Source organism: Actinoallomurus purpureus (assembly GCF_024055795.1).
GTDB lineage: Bacteria > Actinomycetota > Actinomycetes > Streptosporangiales > Streptosporangiaceae > Actinoallomurus > Actinoallomurus purpureus.
This window is the reverse complement of sequence record NZ_JAMXMY010000013.1, coordinates 36,996-51,438: the sequence shown is the minus strand read 5'-3', so window position 1 is coordinate 51,438 and position 14,443 is coordinate 36,996. Positions and strand designations below refer to the sequence as shown.

The 14,443-nt window shown below is 68.2% G+C and carries 13 protein-coding genes; 5 read left to right on the top strand and 8 right to left on the bottom strand.

Going from position 1 to position 14,443, the window contains the following annotated elements; translation table 11 throughout:
- Positions 1–135 precede the first annotated feature (135 nt).
- Positions 136–1,089, top strand: coding sequence for an RNA polymerase sigma-70 factor (locus NE236_RS23850; protein WP_252844330.1), 954 nt, complete (start codon positions 136–138; stop codon positions 1,087–1,089).
- Between the two features lie 4 nt (positions 1,090–1,093).
- Here the strand turns inward: NE236_RS23850 and NE236_RS23845 are convergent, their stop codons facing one another.
- Both NE236_RS23845 and NE236_RS23840 read right to left on the bottom strand, forming a co-directional pair.
- Positions 1,094–1,807 carry a class I SAM-dependent methyltransferase gene (locus NE236_RS23845; protein ID WP_252844329.1) on the bottom strand — a complete coding sequence of 238 codons (714 nt, stop codon included), beginning with the start codon at positions 1,805–1,807 and terminating at the stop codon, positions 1,094–1,096.
- Positions 1,808–2,749: 942 nt separating this feature from the next.
- Positions 2,750–3,943 carry a low temperature requirement protein A gene (locus NE236_RS23840; protein WP_252844328.1) on the bottom strand — a complete coding sequence of 398 codons (1,194 nt, stop codon included), beginning with the start codon at positions 3,941–3,943 and terminating at the stop codon, positions 2,750–2,752.
- Positions 3,944–4,493: 550 nt separating this feature from the next.
- On the opposite strand from NE236_RS23840, the gene NE236_RS23835 reads away from it, so the two are divergent.
- Entirely contained in the window at positions 4,494–5,258 is a 765-nt protein-coding gene (locus tag NE236_RS23835; RefSeq protein ID WP_252844327.1) for a sigma-70 family RNA polymerase sigma factor family protein, read from the top strand.
- A gap of 221 nt (positions 5,259–5,479) precedes the next feature.
- Here NE236_RS23835 and NE236_RS23830 read toward each other — a convergent pair whose 3' ends face one another.
- The 5 genes from NE236_RS23830 to NE236_RS23810 form a co-directional block, all read right to left on the bottom strand.
- Positions 5,480–5,935 (bottom strand): DUF1003 domain-containing protein, encoded by a 456-nt coding sequence (locus tag NE236_RS23830; RefSeq protein ID WP_252844326.1) that lies wholly within the window; start codon positions 5,933–5,935, stop codon positions 5,480–5,482.
- A gap of 274 nt (positions 5,936–6,209) precedes the next feature.
- Positions 6,210–7,148: an NADP-dependent oxidoreductase gene (locus NE236_RS23825; RefSeq protein WP_252844325.1), complete on the bottom strand. Its 939-nt coding sequence runs from the start codon at positions 7,146–7,148 to the stop codon at positions 6,210–6,212.
- A gap of 55 nt (positions 7,149–7,203) precedes the next feature.
- Positions 7,204–7,467, bottom strand: coding sequence for an amino acid kinase family protein (locus tag NE236_RS45140; RefSeq protein WP_372494433.1), 264 nt, complete (start codon positions 7,465–7,467; stop codon positions 7,204–7,206).
- Between the two features lie 606 nt (positions 7,468–8,073).
- Entirely contained in the window at positions 8,074–8,748 is a 675-nt protein-coding gene (locus NE236_RS23815) for an SDR family oxidoreductase (RefSeq protein ID WP_252844323.1), read from the bottom strand.
- 242 nt (positions 8,749–8,990) lie between these two features.
- A complete protein-coding gene (locus NE236_RS23810; protein WP_252844322.1) occupies positions 8,991–10,652 on the bottom strand; it encodes a CehA/McbA family metallohydrolase in 1,662 nt (553 codons plus the stop codon).
- Between the two features lie 283 nt (positions 10,653–10,935).
- Between NE236_RS23810 and NE236_RS44595 the strand changes: the two genes are divergently transcribed.
- On the top strand, positions 10,936–11,373 hold the full coding sequence (locus tag NE236_RS44595) for a DUF305 domain-containing protein (protein WP_308209148.1): 438 nt from the start codon (positions 10,936–10,938) through the stop codon (positions 11,371–11,373).
- Between the two features lie 61 nt (positions 11,374–11,434).
- Here NE236_RS44595 and NE236_RS23800 read toward each other — a convergent pair whose 3' ends face one another.
- A complete protein-coding gene (locus NE236_RS23800; protein WP_252844320.1) occupies positions 11,435–12,475 on the bottom strand; it encodes a cation diffusion facilitator family transporter in 1,041 nt (346 codons plus the stop codon).
- Positions 12,476–13,471: 996 nt separating this feature from the next.
- On the opposite strand from NE236_RS23800, the gene NE236_RS23795 reads away from it, so the two are divergent.
- Both NE236_RS23795 and NE236_RS23790 read left to right on the top strand, forming a co-directional pair.
- Complete coding sequence (locus tag NE236_RS23795; RefSeq protein ID WP_252844319.1) at positions 13,472–13,675, top strand: hypothetical protein; 204 nt, start codon at positions 13,472–13,474, stop codon at positions 13,673–13,675.
- A gap of 240 nt (positions 13,676–13,915) precedes the next feature.
- A complete protein-coding gene (locus NE236_RS23790; protein ID WP_252844318.1) occupies positions 13,916–14,410 on the top strand; it encodes a hypothetical protein in 495 nt (164 codons plus the stop codon).
- Positions 14,411–14,443: the final 33 nt, after the last annotated feature.

The following is a 14,443-nucleotide window of genomic DNA, read 5'->3' as shown; positions in this document are numbered from 1 at the left end:
GTCCCTCTTCCGCAGCGTGGGCGAGCCCGGGCCGCGACCTGCGTCGGCGCAGGAAGCCAGACGAAGGATCCGCACTGACGGGGTGCCGAGGCCGTGCGACCAGCGGCTTTTGTAGGCTGACCGAACGGTGATGCCTTGGGGGAGGCGATCGTGGTCATACAGCCAGAGGACTCGGAGGCCGGTGCGCTCGATGAGGCCGCTTCGGTCTTCGTCGGTTTGCGGCCGCGTCTCTTCGGCATCGCCTATCGCGTGCTCGGCAGTTCGGCCGAGGCCGAGGACGTCGTGCAGGATACCTGGGTGCGGTGGCAGGCCACCGACCACACGGCCGTCATAGACCCGGAAGCGTTCCTTGCGACGATTACGACGCGGCTTGCGATCAACGTCGGGCAATCCGCGCGGAAGCGGCGGGAGACGTATGTCGGGCCGTGGCTTCCCGAGCCCGTGGACACCAGCGCCGATCCGCAGGTCGGAGCCGAGCGAGGCGAGGCGCTGGAACTGGCGGTCCTGTTCTTGCTGGAGAGGCTCTCGCCTACGGAACGGGCGGCGTATGTTCTGCGAGAGTCGTTCGACTATCCGTACGGTGAGATCGCGAGGATTCTTCAGCTGAGCGAGGCCAACACCCGCCAGTTGGTGAGCCGCGCGCGCAAGCGCCTCGCCGCCGATCGCCGCACGCCGGTGAGCTCGGCCGAGCACCGGTGCCTGCTGGAGGCATTCCTCGCCGCATCCCAGACGGGTGACCTCACCACTTTGGAAGAGCTGTTCGCCGCCGATGTGGTCAGCTACTCCGATGGCGGTGGAGCACGCGGTGCCGCGCGGAAGCCCGTGGTCGGCCGAGCCCGCGTTGCGAAGTTCATCGGGGCACTCGCATCGAGGTTCTGGCCTGGTACGACGATCGCGTGGGTCGAAGCGAACGGACGACCAGGTGTGCTGATCTCGCGCGGTGAGACCCTCGTCGCCCTGCTGACGGTCAGTGCTTCGGCTCAGGGCATCGATCAGATCATGTGGGTGATGAACCCGGACAAAGTCTCCGGGATCTCCCACGCGCGGCCAGAGCCGCCGGGCGTCGGGCCCGGCCCCGAGCGTGACTGATCGATCAGCCGTCGAGAAGGCCGGGGTGCCGTGCGGCCAGGGTCACATCGTCGCCGCGGTCTGGCAATGCGGCGAAGCCGTGCTCCGACATCTCCTCGACCAGTTCTGCGCGGGAGAGGGGCCACATCCAGAATGTCTCGGCGCGCTCCCGCAACCGGCCCGCCCGGCCCCGCACCCAATAGTCGAAGTGAGCACGAATGCGCTCCCCGTCCGCTGAGGTGACCATCCGGCCGCCGTACTCGTGTTCCCCGACGCGCACGATCGGCAGGTCCGTGCTGACGGCAGTGGTGGGCAGAGAGGCCGGTGGCAGTTGGAGGACGAGCACTCCGCCGGGAAGAAGAGCCTTCGCCACCGCAGGCCACAACGTGCGTCGTCGTGTGGGCTGAAGACAGCCGATCACGTTGTGGCAGATCGCCACGTCCGCCACGGCCCTCAGACCGCTGTCATGCAGTGCCCGGGCGTGAACGGTGACCCGCATGCGCAGGTCGGCGGGCATGTCGGCCAGACGCGTCATGAGTGCGGTCCGCATGGCTCGGGTCGGCTCGACGGCGTGCACCGCAGCACCGGATTCGACCAGACTCATCGCGGTCACGGTCCCGGTGCCGGCGCCGATGTCCAGGACGCCTGCCCGGGCGGTCCGCACGTCGGCGCTGTACAGCCGGTGGACCCGATCGCGGTCCCGCTCGGCCTGGAGGATGTCGTAGAACTCGGCGCTCACCGCATATTGGTCCCGTCCGTCCCGAGGGGGCGTGCCAGCCTCTGCTTCGTCATTGCACACGTCATTCATGACCGGGCAGAGGGCTCACATGTGACATATGGAGCCGCCGTGTGCATGCCCCGGCTTGCTGCTCGGCCGCCCACGTGGCGGCGATGCGGGATCGAGAGGTGAAGCCCAGCTTTCTCGGGCCGTGCTCGACGTGCCCTTCGGCGGTGCGCTGAGCGATCACATGGTCTCGACGGTCCCATCACAGAGGCGTCGTCGTGCGACAAAGGTCACGCCACCAGGTCGAGTTTGAGGCAGGCCGCGGCGGGGGCCTGGGGATCGGTGCCGCGGCCTGCCGGGGGTGGCACGCACGGAGGGACGGTTTGGCGTGCGCGCCTGGCAGGTCACGGCCGGGGCTTCGCCGCGACCTGCCCAGGGTGGCGCGCACCATGGGCGCACGCCTGGCTTCGAGCCGGCTGGTGGGTTCGGTCCGTTCTGGGTGTTCGCGGCTGGCCGGTCCGCGCACCGGGACACTCGCGTCGATCATCCGGGGTCGGGGTCCACTCGCCGAGCTTCGCCGCGAAGCAGCGCGCGTACGGGTCGCCGACTACGTACATGGGAAGCGCGCTCGCTACGTTTGAGCCGACCAGCCCGCTATACCCGATCAGTGCGACCTGCATTAGCAACCCCCATGGTCTTGATCCGTCAGGATCCGTCTCTTCTCTGCGCGGCGGATGGTCGGCGCCGGGACCGATATCAGGTAGGACTAGGCGGTGACCGCGTTTGTGACAGCACCGGTCCGCCGGGTTTGAACTCGGATCGGGCCTGGGTCTGGATCCTTGAGGACATGAAAGCCGGCTCGGAGCAGATGACCGTGGTGGGCTTGCCGCGCGAGCCGGGGTATGACCCGACACCGACTGTTTCTCGCTCAAGTTCGTTGGCTGAGGGGACTCGGGCTCAGCGCTTCCGGCTGGTGGCGATGGTGATGGCGGTGATCAGGACGTTGACGGCTGCGATCGCCGCGACGACGGTGGCCACTCCGATCTGCGGTGCCGCGAGCGGCACGGCGAGGATGATGCCGGTGCCGCCGAGAACGGCAGCGGGCTTGACGACGGGCTCGGCCACGATGGGCGCGTGGACGAGCCAGAGCGACATGAGGAATACCGCGGCCGGGATCGCGACGGCGTAGCAGATGGCGAGGGGTGAGGCATTGAGGTCATGTCCGGTCTGTTCGACCGTGGCCTCGAGGCCGGCGCCGAGGGCGGCGAGGGCGGCGAAGATGCCATAGTGGCCGTATCCCCACCGGTAGGACCGATCGCGGCGGTTGCCCAGACCCGCCCCGGCCGGCACGAGGAAGTAGAGCCACCAGAGGGCGAACAGCAGAACGAGACCGGAGACGGCGATGACGACGAGACGGCTGTTGATCTCGGCTGTTTCGAGCGCTCCTGCGACTCCGCTGCTCACGGGGAGAATGCTCTCGCCGAGCAGGATGATCGTGAACAGGCCGTAGCGTTCGGCGATGTGGTGCGGGTGCCAGTTGGTGGCCGTGGCCCGTTCCGCCCAGCGTGGCACCATGAGCTCCAGGACGTCCAGGCCGATGAAGAACGGCAGCTGGGCGGATGATGGCAGGGTGCCGGTCGCTGAGAGGATGAGGCGGAGTACCCAGCCCGCCTGCACGATGGTGATACCGGTGGCGTACCGCAGCGCGGTGCGGCGACCGGCCGGGTCTTCGATGGCGGCCCGCAGCCATTGGGACACGAGCCCGATCCTCATGATGAAGTAGCCGAGTGTGACGGCCCGGTAGTCGGAGTGGTCGGCCGCGGCGGGTACACCGGCGGCCAGGACCAGCACACCGGCCATCTGCACCATGGTCAGCAAGCGGTAGGCGACGTCATCGGTGTCGTAGGACGAGGCGAACCAGGTGAAGTTCATCCAGGCCCACCACACCGCGAAGAAGACCTGGAAGAACGGGACGAGCCCGGCCAGGCCGTGGCCGTCGGTGATGCTGTGCGCGAGCTGGTTGGTGACGGCCGCGACCGCGACCACGAAGGTCAGGTCGAACAGCAGCTCCAGTGGGCTGGAGACGCGGTGCGGCTCGTCGATCGGCCGCGCACGCATCCGAACCCGGATCCCGTTGGTCGCCGATGGCATGATCTGACTCCTGTCGCGTGGAATGCCCCTCTTCGTGGACAAAGACAGGACGGCGTCCTGGTGTGTGACGAGCGGATTTTCGTAGGGGCTGTCACAGGTCGTGGGGTTGTCTTGTCTGAGGACGCAGCAGGGCAGCCATTCGGTGTGCGGGCACACCGGTTCCTGATCGCCGCAGGCAGTGAACTCGGGCGGATCGGCGCGGCTCAGCTCGCGACGGGGCGAGGCGATGCTGCGCCCCGGCATCGAGGCCGCAGGCGGCCAGGCCATGCGGACGCTGGGTCGGCCTCCTGATTGGATGATGGACCCTGCCAAGATCGCCGCAGTGTCCACCGCAGCCTGACCCGTTGCCTCCCTGAAGTACGCCAGAGAAGTCACAACAGGACGGGCTGTCCGGTCTTAGGTGGCGAGAGATCCTCAGGGAGGACAACGTGCGGACGATCCCGATAGTCGGCGGACACGCGGGCCACTGCACAGCCTGGAAACAGGAGAAGCAGGCTCCCCGTTCCCAGGCGCCCTCGCCTCGCCGCGAGGCCCGCGAGGACGGTCGGCCATGACCGACACGGGGGCCGGGGCCGCGGCCTCGCTGGCAGAGATGCTCGACGAACGGCAACACCTGCTGGAAATCGCCTTGTTGATGTTCGGCTCAGCCACGACGGCCGACCAGATCGTCCACGAGACCTACCGCCGCTGGTACGCCCTCGACGACGACGAACGCGCCGGCATCGCGATACCCAAAGCCTGGCTCACGCGAGTCGCACGAGGCATCTGCCTGGAGCTGCTCGCCTCCACCGCCGCAGTCCAGCCCCTCAACGGCACACCGGAACCCGGCGACCCGGCCACACCGCCTTCTACCGGCGGCCCGGCGCGTCATCCAAGGCCCCACCACACGCCCGGCGCTGTCACCGGCTGGGCACAGCACGACCCCCGCCAGAACAGCTCCGACCAGGCCATGCTCAACAGGCATGATCACGTCGCACGCCGATTCGCGGCAGCATGCGGCACAGGAGACACGACCGCACTGAAAGCAGTCCTGGCCGCCGACGCAATGGTGGTCAGCGACGGCGGCGGCAAGATACGCGCCGCAGTACACCCGACCCGCGGCGCGGACGCAGTCGCCCACTTCGTCACGGCCCTGCTGACCGGCCGGCCCCGCACGATTGTGACCATCGAGTCCGTAAACGGTCGCACAGGGCTGGCACTGCGCCGGGCAGGCCAGGCGGTGGCGGTGGTCAGCGTGAGCATCTCCGGTACCGAGGTCACCGCTGTATGGATCGTGCTGAACCCCGACAAGCTGCAGCGCTGGCATCGCCCATGACCAGCACACCCCCACTACAGGCTCCTTGTGGCCGCCGACGGCGCCCTCGACCTGGATCTGCGGACACCCGAGGAACTGGGCGGCGACGCCACCCGCCCGAATCCCGAACAGCTCTTCGCCGCCGGCCTCGTCGTGAGCTGGCCAGGAATCGAACGTGAAACGGCCACCCAACTGCTCACGACGGCGACCACGCTCTGCCCCTACTCGAAGATGACCCGAACTCAATCGGTCGAGCCGAGGTCCTCCCGGTTGAGCAGCCTTCGCCAGTCGATCTGGTCGATCTCCTGAATGCTCTTCGCCTGTTCGATCGTCTTGATCAAGGCGAGCAGCATCGCGTGCGTCTCCCACCCGTCTTGGTAGTCCCCATCGGCTCGCGCCTCCGCATGCGCGGTCAGACGGTTCTGCGACAGCTGGAGAATGGGGCCGGTATACGCCGCTTCCATGCTCAGCGCCAGGTTCAGCGCGATGAACGGCCACGGGTCGAAGGGGTGTCCGTACGCGGCGTTGTAGGCCACCCACGCCGCGATCAAAGCGGTCTGTATGGCGATGAACCGCCATGAGCCCACTTGCCGCGCGACTGCGTTCGCGATTCGGGCGCCCAACGGCGCCCGGTCAAAGTGCGTGGTGTTGGCCGGATGCCGCTTCTTGTGATCGGGCTTGGTCGGTGGTCTTCTCATCCGCGCTCCTGAGCATTCGCCGTGCCGTCGACCAGGCGACTCCTCGGCCTGAACATCTCGCGCTCCTGCATGAAGGATTCAGGAACGTGAGTGAGGTACAGCGGATCGGTCGGGCAGTGCCGACGGCGGTGGTGCGTCAATGGCGCAGTGCAGGCGCTTCGACGGTGCCGTGGGCCGACGCGTGCCGCGGAGGGCGACGGCACTCAGTAACCCGCCGAATACGCATGGGCCTGCGGAAGCCGGCCGAGACACATAACTCGGCGTGGCGGTGGTGTCAGCGGACGGTGAGGATCGTCTTGCCAGGCCTGCGTTCCCGCCCTCTGCTCTCGAAGGCGCGGCGGCCGGCGTCCAGCGGGAAAACCTGGCTCACCACCGGCCGCAACCTGCCGTCGTCCACCATCCGCGCCAGGTGGGCCAGTTCCCCCGCGTCCGGCCGCACCACGAAGAACATGGCCTTGACCTGATGCTCCTCGGCTCGTTCCGGTGACGGCGTGGCACCGAGGGTCACCAGCCGCCCGCCGGGGCGCAGCACACCGTAGGAACGCTCGAGGGTCCTGCCGCCCACGGTGTCCAGGACGACGTCGAGCCCGGAAACCACGTCGTCGAAGGCCTCGCTGGTGAAGTCGATGAAGCGCTCCGCGCCGAGCCGGCGTACGAGTTCGGCGTGCGCCGGGGCGTCGGTGGCGATGACCCGCGCGCCGAGACTCGCGGCGATCTGCACGGCGTACACGCCGATTCCTCCCGCGCCACCGTGGATGAGCACCTGCTCGCCGGGGGCGAGGCCGGCGTGGTCGACGAGCGCCTGCCAAGCGGTGAGCGCGGCCAGAGGCAGCGCGGCGGCATGTACGTGAGTAATGCTGCGCGGCTTGTGCGCGAGGGTGTCGGCCGGTGCGGTCACGAATTCCGCTGCGGCGCCGTCCCGGTCGAAGTCGATCAGACCGTAGACGTCGTCCCCGACCGAGAAGCCCGGGACGTCCTCGCCCAGCGCGGCGACCGTCCCGGACACCTCGTGTGAAGGGATCACCGGGGTGCGGTCGGAGCCGTCCCGGGCGGTCCACGACAGGTCCCAGCCGAGTTCGGCGAGGGTGATCGCCGCGGCGTGCACGGCGATGAGCACCTCACCCCGAGCGGGCACGGGTACCGGCGCCTGTTCGTACACGAGTTGCTCTGGGCCGCCTCGGGTGTGCGCCCGCAGAGCCATCATGGTGTCCATTCGTCCTCTCCATGTATGTCGTCACTAGGGGCAAGGTGCCGGCCTGTTCCAGCGATCAACTGGACGCCGCGACGGCACGTGCGGTGACGGTGGTGCCCCAGCCCCGCATCACGGCGGGGACGTCGGTGAGGATGAGCAGGCGCTCGGCGCCGAGCCTCAGGGCGAGACGGGCAGCGATGAGGTCATTGTCGACGACCCCGTCGACGCCCCGCAGCTCACCCGTACCGGTCTGGACGACCGGGACGCCTCCCCTCCACCGCCGCAGACGACGACATGCCCGTGTTTGTTCGAGCAGCGCCCGGATCGTGTCACCCTCCACCAGGGAGATCGGCTCCGGTGCCGGCACGACGCGCCTCCAACGGGGGCCGTCGCGGCGATATTCCAGCCGTACCGGTCGGCGAGCGCCCGCGCGCGCCGGCGGTCATAGACCGAGCCGATGAACTTGGTGGGCTGGGCGAAGGCCGGGTCGGCGCCGTCCACGACGGTCTGGGCGACGAGCGCGACGGTGGGCCGTCGCATCCCGGCGTTCCGGAGCTCCTGGACCAGCCAGTAACCGATCATCCCCTGGGTCTGCGCGCCGATGACGTCGAGCGGGTACGGCAGCCACAGCGACTTGTCCGTCTCGCTCTTGAGGGCCAGGATCCCCACCTGCGGGCCGTTGCCGTGGCAGATGACGAGTTGGTGCTCGGCGGCCCCTCCTGGTTGGTCCTCGTCGTGATCGCGGCGGGTGTGCGATCGTTCGGCGGCGGCCCGGCCGGTACCCGGCGGATCGCCGGGAGCCGGCCGCCATGGCCTCTCTACCGCCGGCGATCTCAGTCATCGACCGCGACGTTGGTGTTGTTGCTGATCACGATCCCGTGGTCGCGGCTGCCACGACGCCGACCGAAGCGATCGTCTTCTTCATCATGTGGAACTCCTGGTATCGCTACTTGCCGGCGGGGATCCGGCCGGGCCAGTCGCCATACCGGATCTCGCCGAGAATCGCGTCATCGCCCGGCACCAAAGACCGTTCGCTCAGCTCGGTGCCGAAGTAACGCGCGTGCGGGTCGGTGACCACCTCACGCGGATCACCCCAGGCGGCCAAGGCGTCCCGGAAGAAGGTGTCCATCCGGAACCGCTCCGGCCCACCGGTCTCCACCCGGCCGTTCACCGGTGCCCCCACCGCGACCTCACCGACCACCCGGGCCACGTCATCACTCGCCATGGGCTGGAACGACACCGGAGCCATCCGGACCGTGCCGCCGTCGGTGCCGCCGTCCGCGATACCACGAACGAACTCGAAGAACTGCGTCGCATGCACGATCGAGAACGGAATCGACGAACCCTCGATCAACGTCTCCTGCGCGACCTTCGCCCGCATATAGCCGCTCTCAGGCAACCGCTCCGTCCCCACCACCGACAACGCCACATGATGCCCGACACCGGCGGCCGCCTCGGCCGCCAGCAGGTTACGCGTGGAAGTCACAAAGAACTCCAGCACCGGACCATCCTCGAACGACGGAGAATTCGACACATCGACCACCACCGACGCACCGGCCAAAACCTCCGCCAGCCCCTCACCAGTGAGAGTGTTCACACCAGTACTCGGCGCCGCCGCCACCGCCTCATGACCACGCTCCCGCAGACCCCCCACGACCTTGGACCCGATCAGACCGGTACCACCGACGACCACGAACTTCATGCCATGCCTCCTGTCCACCGGGAGCCGTGCTGCCACCCGGTCACCAGCTAAGACAAGACAACCCCACCACCTGTGACAGCCCGGGCGAAATTCGCTTCGCCACGACATCTGAAGGACACCGACGTCTGATCGCTTGTCTCTGATCGGGTACGGCGGATCCGTCAGTCGCCGGAGCGTCGCAGGAAGATCGGGTTGGTCAGGGCGGCCATCGGGCCCCACATGAGGTTCGGGCCCATCGTGTTGCCTTTGCCGGGCGTGCCGTCGGCCATCGGATGGCGGACCTCCGCGCGAACATAGGCGGCGAGCGAGGTGGTCGTCCGCCAAACGACGCTGCCCGAACCAGAGGCGGGCAGCGACTCCTGGTGCATCTGACCCTCATCCGTAATGAACCGGACCGTGCCGCTCGGCACACCCTCGACGTCCAGCAGTACGTCGATCGGAGCGTCGGTGGATGCGGTCAGCGTCTCGCCGATGCCGGCCTTCCGCCCGCCGCCGGTGACGGCGAACGTCAACTGCACCGTGTGCGACTCGGCGATCCAGGTACGGCCCGCCCGCAGGCCACCGAGAATGGCGTCGGTGGCGAGGTCGTCGGCGTACACGACGTTGTGCGGCAGGCCGATGACCTGAGGTTCGCTGTGGGCGTCGCTGTCGCCCATCGCCGGGATCCAGCGCCGGCCCGTGCGCACGGCCTCGCCGAGCATGGCGTCCCAGGCGTCGACGGCGGACTCGTCGTCGTAGGTCCACGGGCCGTTCCACACCTCGACGGCGTCGGCGTCGTCGTACCCGAACTTCCACTGGCAGGCGACGTACGGGCAGTACGGATGGGCGGGCACCACGAGACCGCCGACGCTGTGCACCTGCCGTGCGAAGCGGCCGAACGCGTCGTCACGCGAACGATAGCGCCAGTCGATCCACTCCCCGGCGGGCAGGCCCAGGGCCAGCCAGTGACCGTTCCGGGTGGTGACCTCCTCGCCGGTGACGATGAGCAGGTCATCGCCGGCGTACTGCCCCCAGACGGCATGCGACGCGGAAGTGTTGTGGTCGGTGGAGACCATGAAGTCGAGTCCGGCCGCCCGGGCTCCGGCCGCGACCTCGGCGGGCAGCCTCCTGCCGTCGGAGTACACCGTGTGCAGATGGCCGTCGCCGCGGTACCAGGCGCGACCGCGGCCCTTGGCGCGCTTCGGCGGGTAGCTCGGGGCGAAGGCCGGGCCTGGCTCGCCGTACGTCAGCGTGATCTGGACCTGGTAGTTCATGCCCTGCGGCGCCACCTGGTACGGCCCGAGGACGACGTGCCAGGTGCCGGGGTTGACCGGACCGGGCAGGTAGCCGGGGGTGGCCTCGCTGTTGCTGATCTCGAACGAGGTGCGGAAGCCACCGGACCAGCCGCGGAAGCCTTTGCCGCCAAGTTTGAGCCCCCGCTCGTCGAAGACGCCGATGTCGCAGGAGTTCCCCGGGGTGCCGGCGGGGACGGCCGGCTTGTCGTAGGAGTACTGCACGGCGATCTTCTGCACGCCCTTCGGCACCTCCACCGGGAGGTACACGAAGTCCGCCGCGCCCGTCGCGAGATGCCCCGTGACCAGGCGGGTCACCTCGCCATCGGCCGGGACGGCGCCCTTCGTGGCGTCGTCGGCCCGGGCGGGGGTGAAGGAGATCGGCGCGAGGGTGAGCGCGACGCCCGTCGCGGCCGCCATCAGCAGACGCCGCCGGTCGACGGTCTCCGCGCTCGGCTGCACGCCGTCGTCCACGCCGGTGCTGTGTTCACAGTGTCCGTCACGGCACATGGTGTCCTCGTCGGTCGGGCGAACGGCACGTCCGCGCGGCATCGATGCCGGATACTCCTCCAGCCGATCGAACGCCAGATGATCTTCGCACGAATGACGCGGATCACGTGTGTGGCGGGTAGGAGACATATGGGTTCGCAAAACGAACCCGCGAGACGCCACGGGAGTGCCGGGTGACGCGGTCGTACGCGGTCCGCCGAACCGGCGGGGAGCCGCGACGCCGTCGAACGGCCCAGGGGTTGCCGGTGCGAGTGCGCCGCCCGCGTGCGCTCAGCGCCGTCGATCGCGTGGCGTCCGCGTCGCCGGGCGCGTCCTGCGGGCAGATATGCCGGGCCGGAGGGCCAGTGCGCCAACCACGACGACGGAGCCGACGTGTGGATCACACTGCCCGCCACGGCCGCGGCCCTGGCCGAACAACCGGAGGAGACTGCTGAAACGCGTATTCTGCCTGATCGTCGTCCCCCTCGCCGCCCTCACCCTCGCGTGCGGCGCAGACGGCACGACGGGCTCTGATCAACTGATGAATGGTCACTCCATGGGCCCGTCCATGAGCATGGATTCGGCTCCGGCGACCGCTGGCCACAACGCCCAAGACGTGATGTTCGCGCAGATGATGATCAAACATCACCAGGGCGCCGTGTCCATGGCCAAGACCGAACAGGCTCAAGGCGCCAACCCTGACGCCAAGACCTTGGCCGGCTCCATCATCACGTCGCAGACCGCCGAGATCACCACGATGCAGAACCTGCTCAAGAAGATGTGACCGCCAGGAGGGACGACCGATCGATACAGGCAGCCGGCCGCACGGTGCTGAGGATGGACATTCAACGGTGGGCGGTCAGGGGTGCGTGGTGGTCGGTGCCGTCACCGGAGTCAGGGTCGGCGTGGACGGTGGCGGCCCTCAGGCGGGGGATGGCGTGGATGAGAGCGTGCTCGGCATCGACCGCGATCGTGTGCGCCTGGACGGCGGTCGCTCTCGCGTCGACGATGACGTCGCATTCGGCGCGCAGCCGGTGGCCGATCCAGCGCATCCGTACCTGGCCCAGGCCCAGCACGCCGGAGGTGGCGCGCAAGGCGTTCTCGGCCTGGTCGATCAAGGCCGGGTCGACGGCGTCCATCAGCCGCCGGTAGACCTCGCGGGCGGCCTGGCGCAGCACCGACAGGATCGCCAGGGTGATCAGCAGGCCGACGATCGGGTCGGCCTGGTGCCAGCCGAGGGCGATCCCGGCCGCGCCGAGCAGAACGGCCAGGGAGGTGAACCCGTCGGTGCGGGCGTGCAATCCGTCGGCGACCAGGGCGGCGGAGCCGATTCTGCGGCCGGTGCGGATCCGGTAGCGGGCGACCAGTTCGTTGCCGGCGAACCCGACCAGCGCCGCGGCTGCGACCGCCCACAGGTGCGACACCGGCTGGGGGTCGGCCAGCCGCTGGATGGCGGCGTAGGCAGCGGCGATGCTGGATGCGGCGATAGCCGCCACGATCGCGATCCCGGCCAGGTCCTCGGCCCTGCCGTACCCGTAGGTGTAGCGGCGGGTCGGCGGACGGCGGCCCAGCCAGAACGCCACCCCCAGCGGCACCGCGGTCAGCGCGTCGGCGGCGTTGTGCAAGGTGTCGCCCAGCAGCGCGATCGATCCGGACACCGCGACCACCACCGCCTGGATCACCGTGGTCAGGCCCAGCCCGGCCAGCGAGACCCACAACGCCCGCATCCCCTCGGCCGAAGACTCCATCGCCGCGTCCACCTTCTCGGCCGCCTCATGCGAGTGCGGCCGCACCAGATGGGTGATCTTCCCCCACCACCCGGACGGCTCAGCATGCCCATGCCCGTGATCGTGATCGTGGTCCGCGGATGACTGGCGATTGGTCATAGCCACAGGATCGTGGAGGAATCCGGCTGCAGCATCTCGATAATTACGCAGGTCATGCGGGTGCAAACCGTTCGCGATTTCCCGCGGTGATTCCGACGCCGAACGACAGCGATGATCACGCCGCCCCGGCCCCACCCGGACGCCGCGCCCGGCACGGGCTCGGTTCTGGGGCGTGAGAGGGCAGCCTGCCCGCCCCACGCGCTGCGGACCTGCGCACCGACGCCGACGCCGTACAGGACGCCAGCGAGATCGCGGGGCTGTAGGCGACGTAGCGTGGATGAGATGGGCGCGGCTATGCATCAGGATGCATGCCCCCGAGAGTCATGCTGCACAAGATCCACTGATGGCAAGAAACCGCAGGTCAGCGGCCTGTTGAGTGGTAGGCCGGGACTCGAACCCGGAACCTATGGATTAAAAGTTTACAGCTGCAGCTAGGACTTCGAGGAGTGCACGGACTGCGAGATCCCCAGATGCCGAACGGTCTTCAGCTCGCACAGTTGGCAATATCGCCAATCTGCATCCTCCGCTTGCCACCTTCGTCCGACATGACGACGTAGCAGACTTCGCAGAGGCAGTCTGAACATTGGAAGACCTCGTAGGAGTCCCCCTTATTCACAATGTACGCAGCAGTGCCGCCAGCGAAAATCCCGCCAAGCAGCTTCGCTAAGAAGCCCTCATTCATATTGACCGTTTCACCGACATGCCTCCCCAGCCTATCTGCGAAGCGCTGAGGGATTTCCGCCGACTCTTCGACAAGCTCGCAGTCCGACGAGCGTCCCGGATAGTACCCGCGGCACCGATTTCCGCAAGGGCAATGCACGGACATTACCTCACCCCATCTGGTGCTCGCATATCTTCGAGCCCGGAACGTATTCTAGCTGCGGACTTGGCTTGCGCGTATATCTGATGTGAAATCGTTATGACGTAATTGGCGTCCCGCACCCTACATTTGCGATCTTCTCCGATGTGAGATCGCTGAGCAGCAGATGCTGCTTGGTGAGTCTGGGTGTGTGGCGTGCGGCCGCGCCCCTGGCCATCGAGCCCGGTCCGCGAATGGACTCGCCGCGGTTCTTGATCCGTGACCGGGGCACCGAGTTCGTCGCCGCCGTGCCGGATACGTTCCTGGCCGCCAACACCTGGCGGGCGCTGATCACGAGCCAAGCCGTCACGGCGATGCTCCTCACCAAGAAGGCCGCGTAAAGTCTCGGGTACACGTTCCCGTTAGCGGGAACATCCGCCGCGTACGGCGCGTCCCGGGCCTGTGGGCAGGGCTGGAAGCAGGCTGCTGAGGTGATCCGTCGGCTGCTTGTAGGATCGCTGTTTCAGTAGTTCTGCGATCTTCCCAGTCGAGGAGTGTTCCGTCACCATGTCCCGTGACGAGAGCACGATCGTGCCGCCTACACACGCCGCCAGCAGACCGGTGCGGGCAGCATCCGGTCGTTGCTGCTGACCATGTTCGGCGAGTACGTGCTGCCGCAGGGGCAGCCGGTGTGGACCTCGACGCTGCTGTACGTGCTGGGCGGCCTGGAGATCGAGGAGAAGTCGACGCGACAGGCGTTGAACCGTCTGGCGGCCGAGGGCTGGATCGTCGCCGATCGGGTGGGGCGACGCGTGCGCTGGGCGCTGACCGAGCACGGCCGTGCGCTGTTGAGCGAGGGCGCGGAGCGGATCTATTCGTTCGGCCGGGAGCGCGACTCCTGGGACGGGCGCTGGCTGGTGCTGCTGGTCAGCGTTCCGGAAGCAAGGCGTGACCTGCGCCATCAGCTGCGTACGAGGCTGACGTGGGCGGGCCTGGGCAGCCCGATGGCGGGCGTGTGGATCAGCCCGCACGCCTCGCGGATCGGGGTGCGTGCCGCCAACGTCTTCAAGGACCTGCATCAGGCGTGGCACGACGCCGCCCAGCGGCGCTGGGCGGCGCTGTCCGCCGAGAACTGAGAGAGCAGCCGGCCGTGCCGAAGGTGAGCGCCC